Annotated in this window: 24 protein-coding genes and 1 tRNA gene; 10 read left to right on the top strand and 15 right to left on the bottom strand. The window is 58.3% G+C overall.

Going from position 1 to position 21490, the window contains the following annotated elements; translation table 11 throughout:
* Nucleotides 1–9 precede the first annotated feature (9 nt).
* Together BY447_RS14645 and BY447_RS14640 are read left to right on the top strand one after the other, a co-directional pair.
* A complete protein-coding gene (locus BY447_RS14645; RefSeq protein WP_107319359.1) occupies nt 10–1170 on the top strand; it encodes a pyridoxal phosphate-dependent aminotransferase in 1161 nt (386 codons plus the stop codon).
* Nucleotides 1158–1925, top strand: coding sequence for an amidohydrolase (locus BY447_RS14640; protein ID WP_110331412.1), 768 nt, complete (start codon nt 1158–1160; stop codon nt 1923–1925). Before BY447_RS14645 ends, BY447_RS14640 begins: the two co-directional genes overlap by 13 nt.
* 11 nt (nt 1926–1936) lie before the next feature.
* Here BY447_RS14640 and uraH read toward each other — a convergent pair whose 3' ends face one another.
* The 9 genes from uraH to hpxU form a co-directional block, all read right to left on the bottom strand.
* Entirely contained in the window at nt 1937–2272 is a 336-nt protein-coding gene (gene uraH / locus BY447_RS14635; RefSeq protein ID WP_013356887.1) for a hydroxyisourate hydrolase, read from the bottom strand.
* Nucleotides 2269–2763, bottom strand: a complete 495-nt coding sequence (gene uraD, locus BY447_RS14630; RefSeq protein ID WP_110331411.1) for a 2-oxo-4-hydroxy-4-carboxy-5-ureidoimidazoline decarboxylase — start codon at nt 2761–2763, stop codon at nt 2269–2271. The genes uraH and uraD overlap by 4 nt, the downstream gene beginning before the upstream one ends.
* Nucleotides 2764–2765: 2 nt before the next feature.
* On the bottom strand, nt 2766–4019 hold the full coding sequence (gene hpxK / locus BY447_RS14625) for an allantoate amidohydrolase (RefSeq protein ID WP_095707650.1): 1254 nt from the start codon (nt 4017–4019) through the stop codon (nt 2766–2768).
* Complete coding sequence (locus tag BY447_RS14620; RefSeq protein WP_107319358.1) at nt 4016–5251, bottom strand: pyridoxal-phosphate-dependent aminotransferase family protein; 1236 nt, start codon at nt 5249–5251, stop codon at nt 4016–4018. Before BY447_RS14620 ends, hpxK begins: the two co-directional genes overlap by 4 nt.
* Before the next feature lie 21 nt (nt 5252–5272).
* On the bottom strand, nt 5273–6004 hold the full coding sequence (locus BY447_RS14615; protein WP_013356883.1) for an amino acid ABC transporter ATP-binding protein: 732 nt from the start codon (nt 6002–6004) through the stop codon (nt 5273–5275).
* Nucleotides 5985–6641 (bottom strand): amino acid ABC transporter permease, encoded by a 657-nt coding sequence (locus BY447_RS14610; RefSeq protein WP_033784498.1) that lies wholly within the window; start codon nt 6639–6641, stop codon nt 5985–5987. Before BY447_RS14610 ends, BY447_RS14615 begins: the two co-directional genes overlap by 20 nt.
* Entirely contained in the window at nt 6641–7309 is a 669-nt protein-coding gene (locus tag BY447_RS14605) for an amino acid ABC transporter permease (RefSeq protein ID WP_013356881.1), read from the bottom strand. The genes BY447_RS14610 and BY447_RS14605 overlap by 1 nt, the downstream gene beginning before the upstream one ends.
* A 10-nt stretch (nt 7310–7319) precedes the next feature.
* The gene (locus BY447_RS14600; RefSeq protein WP_033731666.1) at nt 7320–8105 is read right to left on the bottom strand and encodes a transporter substrate-binding domain-containing protein; all 786 of its coding nucleotides are present in this window, start codon (nt 8103–8105) and stop codon (nt 7320–7322) included.
* 191 nt (nt 8106–8296) lie between these two features.
* Nucleotides 8297–9136 carry a MurR/RpiR family transcriptional regulator HpxU gene (hpxU, locus tag BY447_RS14595; RefSeq protein WP_033781959.1) on the bottom strand — a complete coding sequence of 280 codons (840 nt, stop codon included), beginning with the start codon at nt 9134–9136 and terminating at the stop codon, nt 8297–8299.
* A gap of 138 nt (nt 9137–9274) precedes the next feature.
* Between hpxU and BY447_RS14590 the strand changes: the two genes are divergently transcribed.
* Genes BY447_RS14590 through hpxZ form a run of 4 tightly spaced genes read left to right on the top strand, consistent with a single transcriptional unit; the run spans nt 9275 to nt 12830 of the window.
* Nucleotides 9275–10861, top strand: coding sequence for a gamma-glutamyltransferase family protein (locus BY447_RS14590; protein ID WP_110331410.1), 1587 nt, complete (start codon nt 9275–9277; stop codon nt 10859–10861).
* A gap of 12 nt (nt 10862–10873) precedes the next feature.
* The gene (gene hpxX, locus BY447_RS14585) at nt 10874–11056 is read left to right on the top strand and encodes an oxalurate catabolism protein HpxX (RefSeq protein WP_033731661.1); all 183 of its coding nucleotides are present in this window, start codon (nt 10874–10876) and stop codon (nt 11054–11056) included.
* Nucleotides 11053–12450, top strand: coding sequence for an AtzE family amidohydrolase (locus BY447_RS14580; RefSeq protein ID WP_110331409.1), 1398 nt, complete (start codon nt 11053–11055; stop codon nt 12448–12450). Before hpxX ends, BY447_RS14580 begins: the two co-directional genes overlap by 4 nt.
* A complete protein-coding gene (hpxZ, locus tag BY447_RS14575) occupies nt 12450–12830 on the top strand; it encodes an oxalurate catabolism protein HpxZ (RefSeq protein ID WP_110331408.1) in 381 nt (126 codons plus the stop codon). The genes BY447_RS14580 and hpxZ overlap by 1 nt, the downstream gene beginning before the upstream one ends.
* Nucleotides 12831–12880: 50 nt before the next feature.
* Here hpxZ and puuE read toward each other — a convergent pair whose 3' ends face one another.
* From puuE to BY447_RS14560, 3 genes are read right to left on the bottom strand one after another with little or no spacing between them, the layout of a single operon-like run.
* Nucleotides 12881–13834, bottom strand: a complete 954-nt coding sequence (puuE, locus tag BY447_RS14570) for an allantoinase PuuE (RefSeq protein ID WP_013356874.1) — start codon at nt 13832–13834, stop codon at nt 12881–12883.
* A gap of 34 nt (nt 13835–13868) precedes the next feature.
* On the bottom strand, nt 13869–14600 hold the full coding sequence (gene hpxA, locus BY447_RS14565) for an allantoin racemase (protein WP_110331407.1): 732 nt from the start codon (nt 14598–14600) through the stop codon (nt 13869–13871).
* Nucleotides 14597–15319 (bottom strand): GntR family transcriptional regulator, encoded by a 723-nt coding sequence (locus BY447_RS14560; RefSeq protein WP_110331406.1) that lies wholly within the window; start codon nt 15317–15319, stop codon nt 14597–14599. The genes hpxA and BY447_RS14560 overlap by 4 nt, the downstream gene beginning before the upstream one ends.
* A gap of 143 nt (nt 15320–15462) precedes the next feature.
* Here BY447_RS14560 and BY447_RS14555 point away from each other — a divergent pair, with 143 nt between their 5' ends.
* Complete coding sequence (locus BY447_RS14555; RefSeq protein ID WP_110331405.1) at nt 15463–16971, top strand: NCS1 family nucleobase:cation symporter-1; 1509 nt, start codon at nt 15463–15465, stop codon at nt 16969–16971.
* 49 nt (nt 16972–17020) lie between these two features.
* Here BY447_RS14555 and BY447_RS14550 read toward each other — a convergent pair.
* Nucleotides 17021–17097, bottom strand: a tRNA-Asp gene (locus BY447_RS14550).
* Nucleotides 17098–17231: 134 nt separating this feature from the next.
* On the bottom strand, nt 17232–17963 hold the full coding sequence (dnaQ, locus tag BY447_RS14545) for a DNA polymerase III subunit epsilon (RefSeq protein ID WP_013356870.1): 732 nt from the start codon (nt 17961–17963) through the stop codon (nt 17232–17234).
* Between the two features lie 51 nt (nt 17964–18014).
* Here dnaQ and rnhA point away from each other — a divergent pair, with 51 nt between their 5' ends.
* On the top strand, nt 18015–18482 hold the full coding sequence (gene rnhA / locus BY447_RS14540; RefSeq protein ID WP_110331404.1) for a ribonuclease HI: 468 nt from the start codon (nt 18015–18017) through the stop codon (nt 18480–18482).
* Here the strand turns inward: rnhA and BY447_RS14535 are convergent.
* Nucleotides 18464–19201 carry a class I SAM-dependent methyltransferase gene (locus BY447_RS14535; protein ID WP_013356868.1) on the bottom strand — a complete coding sequence of 246 codons (738 nt, stop codon included), beginning with the start codon at nt 19199–19201 and terminating at the stop codon, nt 18464–18466. The two genes, rnhA and BY447_RS14535, sit on opposite strands and share 19 nt — an antisense overlap.
* 42 nt (nt 19202–19243) lie before the next feature.
* Here BY447_RS14535 and gloB point away from each other — a divergent pair, with 42 nt between their 5' ends.
* Complete coding sequence (gloB, locus tag BY447_RS14530) at nt 19244–19999, top strand: hydroxyacylglutathione hydrolase (protein ID WP_033781946.1); 756 nt, start codon at nt 19244–19246, stop codon at nt 19997–19999.
* 71 nt (nt 20000–20070) lie between these two features.
* Nucleotides 20071–21447: a murein transglycosylase D gene (mltD, locus tag BY447_RS14525; RefSeq protein ID WP_061061673.1), complete on the top strand. Its 1377-nt coding sequence runs from the start codon at nt 20071–20073 to the stop codon at nt 21445–21447.
* The last annotated feature ends 43 nt before the right edge of the window (nt 21448–21490 follow it).

The raw sequence follows: 21490 nt of genomic DNA, 5'->3' as shown, positions 1-21490 counted from the left end.
CCTGACACCATGACGCAGCACAACCTGATCCCCGAGAGCAAACTCCCTTTGCTCGGCACCACGATTTTCAGCCAGATGAGTGCGCTGGCGCAGCAGCATAACGCCATCAATCTCTCCCAGGGCTTTCCCGATTTCAGCGGCCCGGACTATCTGCAGCAGCGCCTGGCGTATCACGTCAGCCAGGGCGCGAACCAGTATGCGCCGATGACCGGTGCGCTGCCGTTGCGTGAGGCGATTGCAGAGAAAACCGCGCGGCTTTATGACTATCGTCCGGATGTGGAAACGGAAATTACGGTGACGGCGGGCGCGACCGAAGCGCTCTATGCGGCGATTACCGCGCTGGTGCGGCCGGGCGATGAGGTGATCTGCTTTGATCCCAGCTACGACAGTTATGCCCCTGCGGTGGAGCTGTCGGGCGGCGTGATGAAACGCATTACGCTGCAGCCGCCTGCCTTCCGGGTGGACTGGCAGGCATTTGCTGCGCTGCTGAGTGACAAGACCCGGCTGGTAATCCTGAATACGCCGCACAATCCTTCGGCTACCGTCTGGCAGCAGCAGGATTTCGCCGCGCTGTGGCAGGCGATTGCTCAGCACCCAATCTATGTGCTGAGCGACGAAGTGTATGAGCACATCTGTTTCGATGAGGCGGGCCACGCCAGCGTGCTGGCCCATCCTGAACTGCGCCAGCGCGCCATTGCGGTGTCATCGTTTGGCAAGACGTTCCACATGACCGGCTGGAAAGTGGGTTACTGCATTGCTCCTGCGGCGATTAGCGCTGAACTGCGCAAGGTGCATCAGTACCTGACCTTCTCGGTGAATACCCCTGCGCAGCTGGCAATTGCCGATATGCTGCGTGAGCATCCGGAACACTATTTTGAGCTGCCGGCGTTTTATCGTGACCGGCGCGATCGGCTGGCGACGGCGCTGAGCAACAGCCGCTTTAAGGTACTGCCCTGCGAAGGCACCTACTTTTTGCTGGTCGATTACAGCGCCATCTCCGATCTGGATGATGTCAGTTTCTGCCAGTGGCTGACCCGCGAAGTGGGCGTCGCCGCGATTCCGCTGTCGGTGTTCTGCGCCGATGCTTTCCCTCATAAACTGATCCGCCTCTGTTTTGCCAAACAGCCGGCGACATTAGATGCCGCCGCGGAGCGCTTATGTCAGCTTTAAAAATTACCGTTTTGCAGGAGACGCTGAGCTGGATGGATGGCGAGGACAACCTGCGACATTTTGACGCGCAGCTGGCCGGACTCACCGGACGTGACCTGATTCTGCTGCCGGAGATGTTTACTACCGGCTTTGCGATGGAGGCAGCGAAAAGCTCGCTGCCACAGGCGCAGGTGGTTGAATGGCTGCATCAGCATGCCCGCCGCACCGATGCCCTGGTCGGCGGCAGCGCGGCGATTCAGACCGACAATGGCGCGGTTAACCGCTTCCTGCTGGTCGAGCCGGACGGCACGCTGCATCAGTATGACAAGCGTCACCTGTTCCGCATGGCGGATGAACATCACCACTATCTGCCCGGCGAACAGCGTCAGGTGTTTGAGTGGCGCGGCTGGCGCATTCTGCCGCAAATCTGTTACGACCTGCGCTTTCCGGTTTTCTCGCGCAACCGCAACGATTACGATCTGGCGCTCTATGTTGCCAACTGGCCAGCGCCACGTACGCTGCACTGGCAGGCGCTGCTGTTAGCGCGGGCGATTGAAAATCAGGCTTATGTGGCAGGCTGTAATCGTGTTGGCAGTGACGGCAATCAGCATCACTACAGCGGCGACAGTCAGATTATTTCGCCGCAGGGCGAGATCCTCAGCGCGGCCGAGCCGCATCAGCGCGCCCGGCTGGATGCTGAGCTGTCGCTGGACGCGCTGAAGGCCTACCGCGAGCGTTTCCCGGCGTGGCAGGATGCGGATCGTTTTTCGCTGTAAACCACCGACGATTAGCTGCCGCGATAGGTTGACCACGACCAGGGTGAAATCAGAAACGGCAGATGGAAGTGGCTGCCCGCCTCGGCAATGACAAAATCGATCTGGGCGCTGACGTAGAGCGCATCCCGACCGGCAGCGGCAAAATAGTCGCCAATTTCCGCCGTTAAACGGTAATGGCCCGGCGTCAGCGGCTCGGGCGTCAGATCTTTCAGACGTCCGTCGCTGTCCGTTTCACCCTGTGAAATCGGAAACCACCCTTCCGGACTGTTCTGCTCCAGTGAAATCGCCACGGCGCTGGCCGGTTTGCCCAGCGCCGTGTCAAGAATATGGGTCGTCACGGTACTCATTGCATCATCTCCTTAAGGCGTAACAGGGTAATTTCACGCAGCTGATCCAGCGCCTCCTGCTGCTCGGCAATATCATCATTCTGCAACCGACGCTGCAACTCTGCCAGCATCTGCTCGCCGCTGCGCCCTTTAGCGCGTATCAGAAACACCCGGCCAAAGCGCGCTTCGTACGCGTCATTTCCCTTTTGCATCGCCCGTTGCAGCGCGTGATCGGCCTGCTGCATTGCAGACTGCTCGCCACGTGACAACGCGGCTTCCTTATCTGCGCCGTTCACGCGCTCACCGATGCGCGGATGTGCCGACAGGGCGGCCTCCAGTTCAGGCTGCTGCCACTGACGCGCCAGCGTATCGGCAGTAGCCAGTAATGCATCGGTGCTGGCAAAAGGCCGGGCCGCCACCAGCGCCTGCTGCCAGTGCGGGATCGCCACACAGTGCCGGATGGCCGCCTGCGCTTCGTCAGCGGAAAGCTGATTAAATGTGGCTAATTCCATGTTCAGCTCCGTCCGGCAATCAGCGAGACCGCCTGTAAATAGGCCTGCAGCGCAGGTGCCACATCGTCCACCGCCACCGACTCCGCCGGATGGTGACTGATGCCGCGATGGTTACGCACAAATAACATGCCGACCGGCCAGCGTTCAGCGATGGCGATAGCGTCGTGTCCGGCACCGCTCGGCAGCGACAGACTGCGACCCTGCACCGTTTCCACCGCATGGCTCAGCGCCTGTTGCAGCGCAGAGTCACAGGCGGTGGCACCGATGCGATAATATTCGTTCGATTCAAACTGAAGTCCACGGCGCAGTGCAATCGCCTCTGCCTGGGTTAACAGGCTGGAGAGCAGCGTCTCCAGCGGCGTGTCCAGCGGACCACGTACGTCGAGTGACAGCGACACCTCGCCGGGGATGACATTCACCGCACCCGGCGCACAGTTAATCGTACCGACGGTAGCGACCAGCTGCGGGTCCTGCTCACGGGTGGTCTGCTCGATAAACACCATCCACTCGGCAGCGGCGGCCAGCGCATCTTTGCGGTGCGTCATCGGCACCGTGCCCGCATGGCCCGCTTCGCCGGTAAAACGGCAGTTGAGGCGGCGCGCACCGTTGATCGCCGTGACCACGCCCAGCGCCAGCTCCTCCTGCTCCAGACAGGGGCCCTGCTCAATGTGCAGCTCAAGATATCCGACGATGTCCTCAACCCGCCGCGCCGCAGATACGATCCTGTCGCTGTCGAGCCCGACATCGGTCATCGCCTGGGCCACGGTGATGCCGTTGCCGTCAGGATGCGTCACCCAGCTCTGCGGCCAGCTGCCGGTAATACCGCGACTGCCGAGCAGCGTAATGCCAAAACGGGTGCCCTCTTCGTCGCCGAAGCCAATCACCTCAATCGCCAGCGGCAGACGGCACTGATGTTCGTTAAGCCACTGCACGGTTTCAATGGCGCTGAGCACGCCCAGCATCCCATCATAGCGCCCGGCGTTGCGTACCGTGTCGAGATGCGAGCCGAGCAGCAGCGCAGGCGCACCCGCTTCTGCCGCCTCGTAGCGCCCACAGATATTGCCAACTTCATCCTGCCACACCTGCATTCCCGCCGCCTGCATCCACTCACCGACGCAGGCGTTAGCGCGCAGATGTTCTGGCGAGAGGTAGACGCGGGTCAGTCCCTCAGCCGTTTCGCTGATCGCGGCCAGCGTATCGCAGCGCGCCATCACGCGCTGTGCCGCGACCTGGGCTTCGCTGGCGCTCATCATCATGCGTGGCTCCCGTAGTGATCCCACGCGGCCTGTGCGGCGGCACCCTGCGGCGTGCGATAGCCGACGTAGGTCAGCACCGTTTCCAGCGCCGACAGGGTCTGCATCACGCAATCTTTGCGCGCGTTGTAGCCCATGGTGCCGATGCGCCAGACCTTGCCATGCAGCGGACCAAATGAGGTGCCAATCTCAATGCCAAAATCTTCCAGCATCAGCTTGCGCACCTGATCGCCATTCACGCCGGACGGGATCATCACGCCCAGCACGTTGTTCATTTTGTTTTTCAGGTCGCCGAAGGTCTCCAGCCCCATCCCCTGAATGCCTTTCAGCATCGCTTCACCGTGCAGCTTGTGACGGGCGATGCCGTTATCCAGCCCCTCCTGCAGGATCAGACGAGCGCATTCGCGCGCGCCAAACAGCGCACTGGTCGCTTCAGTGTGATGGTTAAGCCGCTCCGGGCCCCAGTAATCCATGATCATGCCGAGATCAAAATAGTTGGAGTAGATCATCTCCTCTTCGCCATCCTGATGTGCCTCGGTGCGGATCCCCTGCTCTACGCATTTGCGTTTGCGGATCACCGCTTCCATCTCTGCGCTCAGGGTGACCGGCGAGGTGCCCGATGGCCCGCCCAGGCATTTCTGCATCCCCGCCGACACCGCATCAAGTCCCCAGGCGTCCGTTTCCAGCGCGTTACCCGCCAGCGACGCGGTCGCATCGGTGTAGAACAGCACGCTATACTGTTTGCAGATTGCGCCCAGCTGCTCAAGCGGTTGCAGCATGGTCGTCGAGGTGTCGCCCTGTACCGTCAGCAACAGACGCGGCCGTACTTTTTTGATCGCATCTTCAATCTGGTCCGGGGTAAAGACTTCGCCCCACGGCACTTCAATGGTGTGCACGTCCGCACGACAGCGGCGAGCAATTTCGCACAGCAGATGACCGAAACGGCCAAACACCGGTACCAGCACTTTGTCACCAGGGCGAATAGACGACAGCAGAATCGCTTCGATACCGGCACGTGACGTGCCATCGATCAGCAGCGTCCAGCGGTTTTCGGTGCGGAACACGCCGCGATAGAGCGCCATCACTTCGTTCATGTAGTGGGTCATCGCAGGATCGTACTGACCCAACAGCTGACTCGACATGGCGCGCAGCACACGGGGATCGGCGTTGATCGGCCCCGGTCCCATCAGCAAACGCTGTGGCGGATTGAGTTGCGGGAATTGTGTTATATCCATCATCATTTCCTTTTCTAAGACTCAGAGACGAACCGAAGAAATAAACTGCTTCAGCTCCGCCGTCTGCGGCTGGGCGAACAGCGTTTTACTGTCGCCCTGCTCCCAGACGCGCCCCTGATGCATAAAGACCACACGATCGCCCACGTCGCGGGCGAAGTTCATTTCATGGGTGACGAGGATCAGCGTCATGCCCTCTGCCGCCAGCTGCTCCAGAACCTTGAGCACTTCGCCCACCAGTTCAGGATCGAGCGCGGAGGTGATCTCATCACAGAGTAAAACTTTCGGCGTCATCGCCAGCGCACGGGCGATCGCCACGCGCTGCTGCTGACCGCCGGAGAGGCTGGCAGGATAGTAGTTAAGGCGTTCGCCCAGTCCGACCTTCTCCAGCATCTGTGCCGCCAGCGCCCGGCACTCGGCCTCGCTTTTCTTCAGCACGCGGCGCGGTGCCAGCATGACGTTCTCCAGCGCTGTCATGTGCGGGAACAGGTTGAAGCTCTGAAACACCATTCCGACCGAGCGGCTGATTTCACGCGCCTGCGAATCGCGGTCGGTGATCGTCATTCCGCCCAGCTTGATGCTGCCCTCCTGATAACCTTCCAGCCCATTCATGCAGCGCAGCAGCGTGCTTTTACCCGATCCGCTGCGACCGATGATCGAGATCACCTCGCCCATGTCGATATCCAGATCCACGCCTTTCAACACATGGTTGTCGCCGTAATATTTTTGCACCTGATTAATGGTGATGAGCGGCATTGAATTTTTTCTCCAGATACTGGCTGTAGCGAGACAGCGGATAACACATCAGGAAGTAGCCCAGCGCCACCAGCCCAAAGACTTTAAACGGCTGATATGTGACGTTGTTGAGAATGGTGCCGGCCTTGGTCAGCTCGATGAAGCCGATAATCGACGCCAGCGCGGTGCCCTTGATCACCTGCACGGCGAATCCCACCGTCGGGGCGATACCGATGCGGATCGCCTGCGGTGCCACCACCCGCCACAGCGTCTGACCAAAGGTCAGGCCGAGGCAGCGCGACGCTTCCCACTGCCCTTTCGGCAGGGCGCGGATGCTGCCGTACCAGATGTCCACCAGAAAGGCGCTGGTGTAGAAGGTCAGCGCCAGTGAGGCGGCGGTCCAGGGGGCGACATCGATCCCAAACAGGCCGACGCCGAAAAATGCCAGGAACAGCTGCATCAGCAGCGGCGTGCCCTGAAACAGCGCGGTGTAACCGCGTATCAGGCGCGTCAGCCACTTACGCTGCAGCAGCCGCATAAACAGCAGCGGCAGCGTCACCAGCGTGCCGCCGATAAAGGCCACCAGCGACAGCAACAGGGTCCAGCGCGCCGCCAGCAGCAGGTTGCGCAGGATGTCCCAGTCGGTAAAGGTCGTCATCATGATGGCTGCACTCCAAACCATTTACGGCCAATCGCCAGCAGCAGATGGCGCATCGCAATCGACAACGCCAGGTAGATCAGCGTGGTCACCAGATAGACCTCAAAACTTAAGAAGGTGCGCGACTGGATCAGGTTGGCGGCGAAGGTCAGTTCCTCATAGGAGACCTGCGACACCACCGACGAGCCCAGCATCACGATGATGCACTGACTCACCAGCGCCGGATAAATGCGCTGCAGCGCAGGCGGCAGCACGACCCGCAGAAAAGTCTGGCTGCGGGTTAATCCCAGCACCCGTCCCGCTTCCCACTGCCCTTTGGGCGTCACCTGAATCCCGGCGCGGATAATCTCGGTGCTGTAGGCGCCAAGGTTAATCAGCATCGCCAGCAGTGCCGCCTCACCCGCAGTGAGTTTCAGCCCCAGCGCAGGCAGACCAAAAACGATAAAGAACAGTTGCACCACAAACGGCGTATTGCGGATCAGCTCGACATAGATGCCCCACAGACGGCTCATCCAGCTCGGTTTGCCGCTGCGCAGCGCCGCACCCGCAATGCCGAGCGCCACGCCACCGGTGGTCGCCAGCACCGTCAGCTGGATGGTGACCCACAGACCGGAGAGCAGCTCCGGCCAGTAGGGCCACAGGGCGGGAAAGTTAAGTTGCCCGATCATGAATCCGTCCTCAGGCGCCGAGGTTCGCAGGCAGCGGTGCTTTCAGCCACTCTTCTGAGAGTTTATTCAGCGTGCCGTCTTTAATGCCCTGCTCAATCAGCTCATTCACTTTCGCTTTCAATGCAGGCTCATCTTTTTTCAGGCCGATATAGCAGGGTGAATCTTTCAGCATAAACTGCGCGACGGGCGCTTTGGCCGGATTCTGGCGCGCAATCGCGGCGACGACCAGGTTACCGGTTGCGACATACTGCACCTGACCAGAAAGATACGCAGACAACGTGGTGTTGTTATCTTCGTAGCGTTTCACCTGCGCATCTTTCGGGGCCACTTCGCTGAGCACCATATCTTCTACCGCACCGCGCGTGACGCCAATCGACTTGCCGCTCAGAGCCGACGCCGCTTTGATTTCATCGCCCTTCGGTCCGAAGACGCCCAGGAAGAACGGCGCATAGGCACGGGTGAAGTCGATCACTTTCTCACGCTCGGCGTTTTTACCCATGCTGGAGATAACCAGATCGACCTTGTCGGTTTGCAGATAAGGCACGCGGTTGGCACTACTGACCGGCACCAGCTGCAACTTAAGTTTCATCTGCTTCGCCAGATATTTCGCCGTGTCGATGTCATATCCCTGCGGCTGCAGGTCAGTGCCGACCGAGCCAAACGGCGGAAAATCCTGCGGCACGGCGACACGGATGACGCCGCGCTTCTGGATATCCTGCAGTTGATCGGCCAACGCGCTGCCCGTTTGTGCCATCAGTAATGCCGCTGTCGCAACTGCCATCAAAACTTTTTTCATTATGCACCCCGGTGAGATTAACGTGAAACAAAAGATTCTTTGACAAGCAATCTGCAACTAATGTGCCAATACGGGCGGCAACAGAAAAAGGGTTAAGCGGCAGAGATTTCAGTGTAAATACGGCGTAATCGGGGCAATCACGCCGGGGAAGTGGTGTTCTGAAATGGGGCAAAGCACCAAAACGGTGCCTGTTAACGGTGCTCCAGCTCGTCAAACTGCTGGTAAAGGTCGGCGATCTGATGAATACGCTGACGTCCCTGTGCCAGCATTTCATGCAGCAGCGCATTGGCGATCAGATTAACCAGACTCATGGCGGCACTGTAGCTGTCGAAGGCGGAAACACTGTCGAGTGGCGTACAGAGCTGCCAGCGCGCCAGCGAAATTACCGTCTGCGCCTGCGGCTCACACAGCGCCAGCAGCGGGATGCCCGCCGCCTGCAGCTGCTGCATCAGCGGGCGGATGATGCGCGGACGGCGGCGAAACGCCATCACGATCACCATGTCGTCCGGCGTGATATCCACCAGCTCCTCAGCCAGCGTCTGGCCTGGCTGCGGCAGGATATGCACCTGCGAACGCGCCTGCACCAGCTGCTGTCGCAGATGCAGCGCTACCGGATAGGCGTTGCGCATGCCGATAATAAAGACACGTTTAGCCTGCGCCAGCTGCTGAATCACCTCATTAAAGTGTCGGGCATCCAGGCTGTTTACCCACTGCGTCAGATTAGCCATCTCCTGCTTGTAGTGGCGCGCCAGCAGCGTATTGCCCTGCACCGCATCACGGTTATCGGTCAGCGGCATGCCGCTCTGCCGCAGGATGCGAAGCTCATCACGCATATCCTTGTACTTCTCATAGCCCAGACGCTTAAACAGTCGACTGACCGTGGCTTTCGACACGCCACTGAGCCGCGCCAGCTCGGCGCTGTTGTAGCTGATCAGGTCATCGAAGTGGTCAAACACGAAGTCGGCAATACGCTGCTCCTGCGGAGAGAGCTGGGGATAGTGACTTCTGAGTCGTTCATCAAGCTGTTTCATAAGGCGTCCTGTAACTTTTGTTTCAGCAGAAGCTAGCACAATTTACGCCAGGTTAACCGGCGCATTGTCAGCTGAGCATGAAAACTGGAACAGCTCTTGCTTTGTTATGGGTTCTGTCACCCAAAGAACGAGAAAAAGATGATTCAAAGCAATATGGCCCCGCAGGGGATGGCGGTGACGCCACACCATCTGGCGAGTGAAAGTGCGCTCGCGGTGCTGCGCGATGGCGGTAATGCCATTGAAGCGATGGTGGCTGCTGCCGCAACAATCGCCGTGGTCTATCCGCACATGAACGGACTGGGCGGCGATGGCTTCTGGCTGATTCTGCCGCCTGGCGGCGATCCGGTCGCTATCGACGCCAGCGGCGCGGCCGGTTCACTGGCGCACCGCGATTTTTACGCCGATCACCCGAAGATCCCCCATCGCGGGCCGAAAGCGGCGCTGACGGTGGCCGGTACGGTCAGCGGCTGGCAGGAGGCACTGACGCTCTCTGCAGAGATGGCCACCCCGCCACTGCCGCTGGCCCGTCTGCTGCGGGATGCGATTCGCTACGCCGCCGACGGGATTCCGGTGACCGCCTCACAGACCGCCGCGACCACGAACTTCCTCAGTGAGTTGCAGCATCAGCCCGGCTTTCGTGCCCATTTTATGCCCGACGGCGATGTGCCGCAGCCGGGCAGCCGTTTTACCCAGCCCGCGCTGGCGAACACCCTGAGCCAGCTCACCGAAGAGGGACTCGACAGCTTTTATCGCGGCCCGCTGGCTCACCATATGGCCGGTGAGATGGCGACGCTGGGCATGCCGGTGACGCTGGCCGATCTGCAGCAGCATTACGCTCGTCGCACGACACCGCTGCATCTCGCCCACAGCGAAGGCGACATCTGGAATATCGCTCCGCCAACCCAGGGCGTCGTGTCGCTGGCGATCCTCGGCATCACCGATCGGCTGGAGATGACGGAGGCTGACGACGCGCAGACGGTGCACCGCATCGTGGAAGCCACCAAAAAAGCCTTTGCGCTGCGCGACAAACACATCACCGATCCGCGTCACGTCACCGAAGATGTGCAGGCGCTGCTGGATAGTGATCATCTCGATACGCTCGCCAGCCAGATCGCCGATGGCGAGGCCGCCGCCTGGGGCAGCGGACGCGGACCGGGCGATACGGTCTGGATGGGCGTAATGGACAGCAGCGGCCTGGCTGTTTCCTTTATTCAGAGTATTTACCACGAGTTTGGCAGCGGTGTGGTGCTGCCTGGCACGGGCATCACCTGGCAGAACCGGGGCGCTGCGTTCAGCCTCGACCCTGACCATCTCCTGGCGCTCGCGCCCGGTAAGCAGCCGTTCCATACCCTCAATCCCGCCGCCGCGCGGCTGAAAGATGGCCGGACAATGGTGTATGGCGCGATGGGCGGAGATGGGCAGCCGCAGACTCAGGCGGCGATTTTTACCCGCCATGTGATTCAGGGGCTGCCGTTACAGCAGGCGGTCAGTGCACCGCGCTGGCTGCTGGGCCGGACCTGGGGGCAATCGTCCGACTCATTAAAACTGGAAGGCCGCTTTGACGACGAAACGGTATTGATGCTGCGCCTGTGGGGACATGAGGTGGAACGGCTGCCGGACTTCAGCGAATCCGTAGGTCATGCGGGCGCGATTGTGCGTCACAGCAACGGCATGTTTGAGGGCGCAAGCGACCCGCGTAGTAACGGCAGCGCTGCCGGTTTTTAACAGGAGCGAATCATGAATCAACACGACTGGGCCAGCTACATCGGCCATATGGAGCAGATCCTGCAACTGGAACTGGATGAGGCACGTCGCGCTGAGCTGCTGATCCAGCTTTCACGCATTGCGGAAATGGCTGCGCCGCTGATGGCGTTTCCGCTGGATGACCGGCTGGAAGTCGCAGGAGTATATCAGGCATGAGATTAGGTGATGTTTCAATTCAGACGCTGCAACGGGCGATTCAGCAGGGTGAGATCAGCGCACTGGAGGTGGCGAAGCACACGCTGCAGGCGGTTGAGCAGCACAACCCGGCGCTGAATGCCTGGACGGAAGTGACCGGGCCGCGCATGTTAAAAGAGGCCAGCGTCATTGATGCACAGCGGCAGCGCGGCGAAACGCTGCCACCGCTGGCGGGCATTCCGTATGCGGTGAAAAACCTGTTTGATGTGGTGGGTCACAGCACCCTGGCCGGTGCCAGCCTGTTCCGCGATCGCCCTGCGGCACAGGCAGATGCGTTTGCCGTTGATAAGCTGCGTCATGCTGGTGCGCTGCTGTCGGGTATGCTGAACATGGATGCCTATGCCTACGGTTTTACCACCGAGAACAGCCATTATGGTGCGACCCACAATCCGCGCGATCTCAGCCGCGTGGCGGGCGGCTCGTCAGGCGGTTCAGCCGCCGCGGTAGCCGCCGGGCTGGTCCACTTTTCGCTGGGCACCGATACCAACGGTTCGATTCGGGTGCCCGCGTCGCTGTGCGGTATTTTTGGTCTTAAGCCCACCTTTGGCCGTCTGTCGCGTAGCGGCAGCCATCCGTTTGTCGCCAGCCTTGACCATATCGGGCCGCTGGCCCGGCGGGCTGAAGACCTGGCGCTGGTTTATGATCTGTTACAGGGCGCAGACCACGCCGATGCGTTTCAGGCCGATCGTCCGCTTGCCGCGACGCTGCCGGGGCTGTCACAGGGCAGCGAAGGCTTACGCTGCGGCGTGCTGGGCGGCTTTTTTTCCCGCTGGTGCGATGATGACGCGCGCGATGCCGTCGCGGTGGTCGCGGCCGCGCTGGATGCACAGGAAGAGGTGCTGATGCCCGACGCGGAGCTGGCACGCTCGGCGGCGTTTATCATGACCGCCGCAGAAGGCGGCAATCACTATCTGCCTGCCCTGCGTCAGATGCCGGAGCAGTTTGAACCGAACTCACGCGAGCGTCTGCTGGCGGGTGCCATGATGCCAGGCGCCTGGTATGTGCAGGCGCAGCGCTTCCGTCGTCATTTCCAGCAGCAGGTGTTACCGCTGTTTGATCATTTCGATGTGCTGATCGCCCCGGCAACGCCCTGCAGCGCGATCACGATCGGCCAGCAGACGCTGTCGATTCAGGATGAATCCCTGCCCGCTAAAGCGAGCATGGGGATGCTGACTCAGCCAATCTCCTTCCTGGGATTGCCGGTCTGTACCGTGCCGCTGGCGACCCGGAGCGGCCTGCCGATTGGTTTACAGCTTATCGCCCGTCCGTTTAACGAAGAGGCAGTGCTACGCGCCGCCTGGGCACTGGAACAACAGGGCATTACGATACCGCAAATCAATATGGCAGGAGCCTGATGAACAGAGAGATTAATTTACCGCAGGTGCTCAGCGAGGTGACGGCGCAGTTTTACCGCTACGAGCAGGCGCTGGTTAGCAATGATGTGGACGAACTGGATGCGTTGTTCTGGCACGACCCGCGAACCGTGCGCCTCGGCGCGGGTGAGAATCTGTATGGCATTGATGAGATTCGGGCCTTCCGTGCCGCGCGTCCGTCAGCCGGGCTGGACCGGACGCTGCGCAACACCGTGATTACCACCTTTGGTGAGGATTATGCGGTCTGCAGCACCGAATTTACCCGCACCGGCAGCGATAAAATTGGCCGCCAGCAGCAGACCTGGGTGCGCATGCCCCACGGCTGGTGCATCGTGGCGGCGCAGGTCAGTCTGATGAGCTGACGGCCTCCGGCGCTTCGCCCAATCAGCACGGGGCAAGCGCCGGACCGGGCTTACGGAGCCGGGTGCGTGGTGATCCAGTGGTCAGCGATCTGCTGACGGGTACAAATCCAGACGTCATCGTGCTGCTGAATGTGATCGAGGAAGTTCTGCAGCGCGCGGAATTTGCCAGGACGCCCCAGCAGGCGGCAATGCATGCCGATCGACATCATCTTCGGCGCGGTTTCCCCCTCTTCATACAGCACATCGAAGGTGTCCCGCAGATAGGTGAAGAACTGTTCGGCGGTGTTAAAACCCTGCGGCGAGGCAAAGCGCATGTCATTGCATTCCAGGGTGTAAGGAATAATCAGGTGCGGTTTCACCGTGCCATCCTGACAGGTGACCTGCGTCCAGAACGGCAGATCGTCGCCGTAGTAGTCACTGTCGTAGCTGAAACCACCCTGCTCCACCACCAGCCGGCGGGTATTCGGGCTATCCCGGCCGGTGTACCAGCCGGTCGGTGCTTTACCAAACAGATCCACCAGCACATCAACCGCCTGCTGCATATGCTGACGTTCGGTTTTTGCATCCATGCCCTGATAGTGGATCCAGCGCCAGCCGTGGCTGACCACATCGTAGTCCGCCTGTTTAATCGCCTCGACGACTTCCGGGTGACGCGCCAGCGCCATCGCCACGCCAAACACGGTTAGCGGCAAACCGCGCTTCTGAAACTCATTGTGAATGCGCCAGAAACCAGCGCGGGAGCCATATTCATACAGCGACTCCATCGACATGTGACGATCGGCATAGCTGGCTGCACCGATGATGTCCGAAAGGAACTGTTCTGAGCCCGCATCGCCATGCAGCACGCTGTTTTCTGCGCCCTCTTCATAGTTCAGAACAAACTGCACCGCCACACGGGCGTTGTTGGGCCAGGCGGCGTGCGGCGGATTAGCGCCATAACCGATTAAATCGCGCGGATAGTTTTTGTTAAAGCTGTACTCTTTCTTCTCTGCAGCGTCAGTCATCACTCGCTTCCTGTCTTAAATCGGGAAAGTTCCGTTAGTTTAGATGCTGAAACGCACCTGAGAGAGGTTTCTGCAAAGGCCAGGCCAGATCGCCATGTTTGCTGGTGCCAAAGCCAAGCGCCACCAGCGACTCCACCATTTTCACCGCCGCACTGACGCCGTCGATCACCGGCAGCCCCAGCTCCTGGGTCAGCGAAGCAGCCAGCGTGGCCATTCCGCCACAGCCCAGCACAATCGCCCCGCTGCCATCTTCCCGTTTCGCCTGAATACAGCGTTCCCGCACTTTCTCCTGCGCCAGGCCGCTGCCATCTTCCAGCGCCAGTACCGGCAGATCGATGGCGTGCAGCGCGGCACAGTGATGGGTAAAGCCATACTGCTGCAGCAGATGACGCGCAATCACCAGGGTGCGTGGCAGCGTGGTAACAATGGAGAAACGCGTCGCCAGCAGCGTGGCGGTATGCATCGCCGCTTCCGCAATACCGATCACCGGTCCGCTGGCCAGCTCGCGTGCCGCCAGCAGACCCGGATCGCCAAAGCAGGCAATCACATGACCGCTGACGCCCTGCTCCCTGCCGAGTTTGATCTGCTCCAGCACGCCGATGGCGGCGATCGCTTCATCGAAGTGGCCTTCAATCGAGGGCACGCCCTGCGACGGTGAGACCGCCAGAATTTCGGTGCCTGGCGCGGCGACCGCACGGGCGGCCTGGCCGATGGTTTCAGTCATCGCCAGGCTGGTGTTGGGGTTAATGACCTGAATCACGCTCATGAGGCAACTCCAGAGCCTGCGGCAAACAGCCGGGAGAAATCAGGCAGGGTTTCCCCGCTGCGCTCAAAATGCAGGCTGGAAACGATATGCTCAAAGTGATGCTGTAGCGCCTGCGTCAGCGGTTCCAGCGCACGCGCGCGCAGTAACTTCAGCAGATTCGCGTGATCGTCACAACGGCAGCCGCGCTGCCACGGCGCGCCATAAGCGGCAATCACCAGCGACGAGCGCTGCGTCAGGCTGGTCACCATGCCGGTGAGCACCTGATTGCCGGAGATCGCCTGCAGCTGGATATGAAATGCCGCAGAGAGCCGGATCGCTGCCGGACCATCCTGATCGGCAAGGGCCTGATTCTCCTGCGCGATAAGCTGCTCCAGCGCCACCAGATGAGGCGGCTGCAGATGCGCCAGTACCGCAGGCAGATTGGCGCACTCCATTAAACTGCGGGTAGAGAAGATGTCCCGCGCCTCTTCAACACCGGGTGTCGCCACCTGCGCACCACGTTTGGGCGTCAGGGTGACCATCTGCACCGCCGCGAGGCGCTGCAGCACTTTGCGGATGCCGGTGCGGCTCACGCCAAATACTCCGGAAAGGGCCTCTTCCGGCAATTTACTGCCCGGCGGCAGCTGGTGCTCAACAATGGCGTTCATTAGCGCCTGGTAGATCCCTTCATCCTTATCCTGCAGCCTGGTGGCGTCTCGCTGGCCTGTTTTACTCGTCATTACCTGCTCCGGTCGCTCGCTGTGTGCCACTATCGTATACGTGAGAATTAAATATTGTATACAAGAAAAGAGATCTGGCCTGAATCCTGCAATACCGTTTTACCAGATTATTCATTTCACTCTCGGGTATAGGAGCAGGTTTCATGCCAAATCAATCAACGGTGGCCAGCACGGCCTCTGAAGCCAGTGCCCGTTACAGCCCACGGCTCTGTAACGAAGACCTGGCACCGACACGCGATCAGAACTGGTCGTGGTACAACATTTTTTCCTTCTGGATGTCCGATGTGCACAGCATGGGTGGTTATGTGGTGGCCGCCAGCTTCTTCACGCTGGGATTAGCCAGCTGGCAGGTGCTGCTCTGTCTGCTGGCCGGGATCTGCATCGTGCAGATCTGTGCGAATCTGGTGGCGAAACCGAGCCAGATGGCGGGCGTACCTTATGCGGTGATTTGCCGTCAGGCGTTTGGCGTGTTTGGCGCCAATATTCCGGCAGTGATCCGCGGGCTGATCGCGTTCGCGTGGTATGGCATCCAGACCTACCTGGCGGCGAACGCCCTGATGCTGGTGCTGCTGAAGTTCGCGCCGTCGCTAACGTCGATGACCGTACCGCACTGGCTGGGCCTGTCGCTGCTGGGCTGGTGCTGCTTTGGCATTATGTGGTTACTGCAGGCGATGGTGTTCTGGCACGGCATGAACGCGATTAAACGCTTTATTGATGTCGCAGGACCGGCTGTCTATGTGGTGATGGTGGCACTGGCGGGCTGGATTGTATACAAGACCGGCTTCGATGGGATCTCCTTTACCCTTGCCAGCAAATCACTGACTGCAGGTGAGCAGACGTGGCAGATGATTACGGCCACGGCGCTGGTGGTCTCCTACTTCTCCGGTCCATTGCTGAACTTCGGTGACTTTTCACGCTATGGCAAAAACATGTCCGAGATTCGCCGTGGCAACCGCTGGGGCCTGCCGTTCAACTTCCTGCTGTTCTCTGTGGTGACGGTGGTGATTGTGTCAGGTACCCAGTCGCTGTTTGGCAAGATGATTACCGATCCCATCGAAACCGTGAGCATGGTCGGCAACGATCTGGCGGTGGCGATTGGCCTGCTGACGATGATTACTGCTACCATCGGCATCAATATCGTGGCGAACTTCGTATCACCTGCTTTTGACTTCTCCAACTGTTCACCGCAGAAAATCAGCTTCCGCACCGGTGGCATGATCGCCGCCGTGGGTTCCGTGCTGTTAACGCCGTGGAACCTGTTCCAGTCCCCTGAGCTGATTCATTACACGCTGGATGTACTGGGATCGTTCATCGGACCACTGTTCGGCATTCTGCTGACCGATTTCTACCTGATTAAACGTGCACGTATCTCGGTCGATGACCTGTTTAACGATACGCCAGCAGGCCGTTACTGGTATCGCGGTGGCTTTAACCCCAAAGCGATTGGCGCGCTGCTGCCGTCGGTAGCGATTTGCCTGGTGATTAGCTTTATTCCTTCCCTGCATCAGGTGGCGAACTTCAGCTGGTTTATTGGTGCCGGTCTGGCGGCAGGCTGCTATCGCTTTATCGCCCGTGAAGATCGCGAGAAGGAGGATGTGACCCGCTGGCATAGCGAGGGAATGGCGCAGAAGAAGCAAGCCGCCGCTGAATAGCAGACAGCAAAAAGCCGATTCATTTCTGAATCGGCTTTTTTAAAGAGATTGGCGGAACGGACGGGGCTCGAACCCGCGACCCCCTGCGTGACAGGCAGGTATTCTAACCAACTGAACTACCGCTCCGCGCTTTGTTCCCCGTCGGGAACGAGGCGCATAGTAATGGCAGGCCGTTACGGCGTCAACGCTTTTTCCAGGTGAATGAATCGTTTGCTGTTTTTTTCAGCTTGGCGCTGATTTTATCCACAAAAACAGGCTCTTCAGCCGCGCCACAGACAGCTGCCGCCTTTTTTCATCACCAGATCCAGACGGGACTCATGAGCAACGACCTCTTCTTCGCTGGCCGTCACCACACGCAGTGCAGAAGCGGGACGCACGATGCGCTGAATGCTCTCTCCCTGTGCCTGCCGGGCGCTTTCACTTTCTGATAAGAAGGAGAGTGACGTCTGCCCGCCGGTCATGGTCAGGAACACTTCAGCCAGAATCTCGGCATCGAGCAGTGCGCCGTGCAGGGTACGCTTGGTGTTGTCTATTTCGTAACGTGAGCAGAGCGCATCAAGGCTGTTACGCTTGCCGGGAAACATTCGACGCGCCAGTGCCAGGCTGTCGGTAATTTTGCAGAAGGTTTCGGTTTTCTCAATGCCGCGGTTCAGCTTGGAAAATTCGTAATCCATAAAGCCGATATCAAACGGCGCGTTATGAATGACTAACTCGGCACCGCGAATGTAGTCGAGAAACTCATCGGCGATTTCGCTGAACGCGGGCTTGTCGGCCAGAAACTCATCCGCAATCCCATGTACACCAAAAGCTTCAGGATCGACCAGCCGATCGGGCTTGAGATACATATGGAAATTGTTGCCGGTCAGGCGACGGTTAATCACCTCTACCGCACCAATCTCAATGATGCGGTGCCCCTCATAATGTACCCCGATCATATTCATGCCGGTGGTTTCAGTATCGAGAACGATCTGGCGGTTATTTGCAGTGCTCATAAGACCCGTTTTATGTCAGACTTGGCGCTTTTGAGAGGAAGTCTACCAGAGATGCGCAAACAGGTAGAGATATTCACCGATGGATCCTGTCTTGGAAATCCCGGTCCCGGCGGTTACGGTGCGATTTTACGCTACGGTCAGCATGAGAAAACCTTCAGCGCGGGCTATTACCTTACCACTAACAACCGGATGGAGCTGATGGCGGCGATTGTCTCGCTTGAAGCGCTGACCCAGCCGTGCGATGTGGTGCTCAGCACCGACAGTCAGTATGTGCGTCAGGGGATCACCAGCTGGATCCATAACTGGAAAAAGCGTGGCTGGAAAACTGCCGATAAAAAGCCGGTGAAGAATGTCGATCTCTGGCAGCGTCTCGACTTAGCCCTCAGCACCCATAAGATTCAGTGGGAGTGGGTTAAAGGGCATACCGGACACCCGGAAAACGAGCGCTGCGACGTGCTGGCCCGCAGCGCGGCCGAAAATCCTGCCTTTGAGGATATCGGCTATAAAGCGGAGTCCTGATCCTCTGCCTTGCGAAACTGACGCGTGGCATTGACCGTCTGGCGGATCTTGCTGGTGCTCAGGCTCTTCTTTGCCCGGGTTGGCAGCAGCGGGAAGGTTCGCTTACGCGCCACCACAATATTCAGACACCCCAGCGCCGGTAAGTGGGCGCTGATCAGTTTTCCGCCCTGCCGGTGCCACGGCAGAACCTGAAATCGGGTGCGGTAGACCACCTCATAATTCAGCAATCCCAGCCAGTCGAGTAGCCGCATCTGGCTGAACATCCGCCCGCTCCAGGGTGCTTTGCGGGTTAATCCCGGTACCATTTTACTCACACCAAGCAGGCTGAAGGGATTGAAGCCGCTGATGATCATCCAGCCATCATCGATTAACACCCTGTCCACTTCGCGTAGCACCCGGTGAGGATCCTGACTCCAGGCGAGCGTATGGGCCAGCAAACAGGCATCAATAGACTTCGACTCAAACGGCAACTGCATCGGGTCAGCCCGCACCTGTAACAGCTCGCCTTCACTGCCCACATTGACCTGATGTGAAATAGCACAGTTTTCAGTGTTGATTTCTGCGCTGAGGTTGCCAAGCTTAAGCATATGAAAGCCATAAAGCTTTCCGAGGTAAGGCTGAAGCTGCTGCGTTAGCGCGTCGCGGAAATAATCTCCCCACGGCATATTGCGCCAGGACAGCGGTGCGTTCAGAACCTGGCGTGATTTAGCGGGCTTCATGCTTTACGCTCTTCCTTTTCCTACGACCTGCGAGAGGTGATGATGAATCTTACCAGTATTCCTGCGTTGCAGGACAACTACATCTGGACGCTGAATGATGATGAGGGTAAATGCCTGATCGTTGATCCCGGCGAAGCTCAGCCAGTGTTAGAAAAAATGGCGTCAAACGGCTGGCAGCCAGTCGCGATTCTGTTGACTCACCACCATAACGACCATACGGGCGGCGTGAAAACATTATGTGAGCACTTCCCTCACCTTGAGGTTTACGGTCCTCAGGAAACCGAAGCGAAAGGGGCCAGAACGATAGTCAGCGAAGGAGATAAAGTCACCGTACTGGGCCTGACCTTTGAAGTGATCCATACCCCTGGTCACACTTTAGGACATATCTCATATTACAGCTCACCTTATCTTTTCTGTGGCGACACTCTCTTTTCAGGCGGCTGCGGACGCCTTTTTGAGGGTACACCAGAGCAGATGTATGATTCGTTTCAAAAGCTTAATCAGCATCCAGGAGAAACCTTAGTCTGCTGCGCGCATGAATATACTTTATCCAATCTGAAGTTTGCTGCGGCTATTCTGCCCCATGACCCGCAAATAACGGCCGAGTACCAGAAAATTAAGGACTTACGTGCCGAAAATGGCATTAGTCTGCCAACAAAACTGGCACACGAACGGTCAATAAATTTATTTCTGCGTACGCAAGATATTGATTTGCAAAGGGCATTAAACGTTAACGTTACTGATGAACCGGTATGGCGGACATTTGCCGTTCTACGCGAGAAGAAAGACGCTTTTTGATTTTTCGGGTTGTGTTGTGAAAAGTCGTCACGTATAGTTGCTCGTCTTTTAAGCGAACTATTGACACACACATGAAGGCTAAAGCGATCTTACTCGCCTCAGTCTTGCTGGTAGGATGTCAGGCGTCCAGGAACGATGCCAATATCCCCGAACAGCATGCACAGAGTCTGTCTTCAGCTGGTCAAGGTGAAAATGGAAAGTACGGAGACGAGTTTTTGTCGCCGCGATGGCAGGAAGATGGAACTGGCCTCGCAGCAGACGCAGATCTCTGGAGTTTCATTAGTGACGAGTTGAAGATGGGGATTCCGGAAAACCCGGCAATCCGCGAACAAAAAAGTAAATTTTTAAAAAATAAGAGCTATCTCCACGATGTAACATTACGGGCAGAGCCGTACATGTACTGGATAGTCGAGCAGATACAGAAACGTAAAATGCCGATGGAACTGGTACTGCTACCCATAGTGGAGAGCGCTTTTGACCCCCATGCAACCTCATCCGCCAATGCCGCTGGTATCTGGCAGATTGTTGCAGCTACGGGTCGAAACTATGGTTTGAAACAAAACCAGTATTACGATGGGCGACGTGATGTAGTCGCATCCACGAAAGTTGCGCTGGATATGATGCAGCGTCTTAACACCATGTTTGACGGTGACTGGTTACTGACCATCGCTGCTTACAACAGTGGTGAAGGACGGGTGCTCAAAGCGATCAAGCAGAATAAGGCGCGCGGTAAGCCGACTGACTTCTGGCATTTATCGCTGCCACGCGAAACGACCGTGTATGTGCCTAAAATGTTAGCTCTGAGTGAACTGCTCAAAAATAACAAGCGTTACGGTATCAAACTGCCGACACCCAATGAAAGTCGTGCTCTGGCACGAGTGGAAGTGGGTCAGCAGATACAGCTGACGCAGGCTGCCGAAATGGCAGGTATGTCGCTCACGAAACTGAAGAGCTTCAATACCGGCTACAAAGGCGGTGCAACAGCGCCAAACGGCCCGCACTATATTATGGTGCCGAAGTCGAACGTCGCGAAATTGCGAAACTCACTGGCTTCCGGTGACATCGCAGCGGTACAGCCTGTGCAGCTTGCGAAAGCCAGCGCGAGTGGCGGGTACAAAGTGCGACGGGGTGATACGCTTTCCGGTATCGCCGCTAAACTTGGCGTTAGCGTCTCGACACTGAAGCAGGAAAACAACCTGCGCGGTGCTGATATCCGACCGGGTCAGACACTGACCATCGGTTCGAACGGCACCCGACTGGCTGATAACGGCAACAGCATCACCTACCGTGTTCGTAAGGGTGATTCTCTTGACAGTATTGCCCGTCATCACGGCGTCAATATCAAAGACGTGATGCGCTGGAACAGTGTGCTGGACAGTGCGAAAGATATTCAACCCGGCGATAACTTAACGCTGTTTGTGAATAATAACGCAACACCGGATACCTGATGCGTTGAAAAGGCTGACATTTGTCAGCCTTTTTCTTTTATTC

Origin of the sequence: Pantoea sp. JKS000250, from assembly GCF_003201065.1 — a bacterium.
In the GTDB taxonomy this organism is placed as follows: Bacteria; Pseudomonadota; Gammaproteobacteria; order Enterobacterales; family Enterobacteriaceae; genus Pantoea; species Pantoea vagans.
This window is presented reverse-complemented; position numbering and strand designations above follow the sequence as displayed.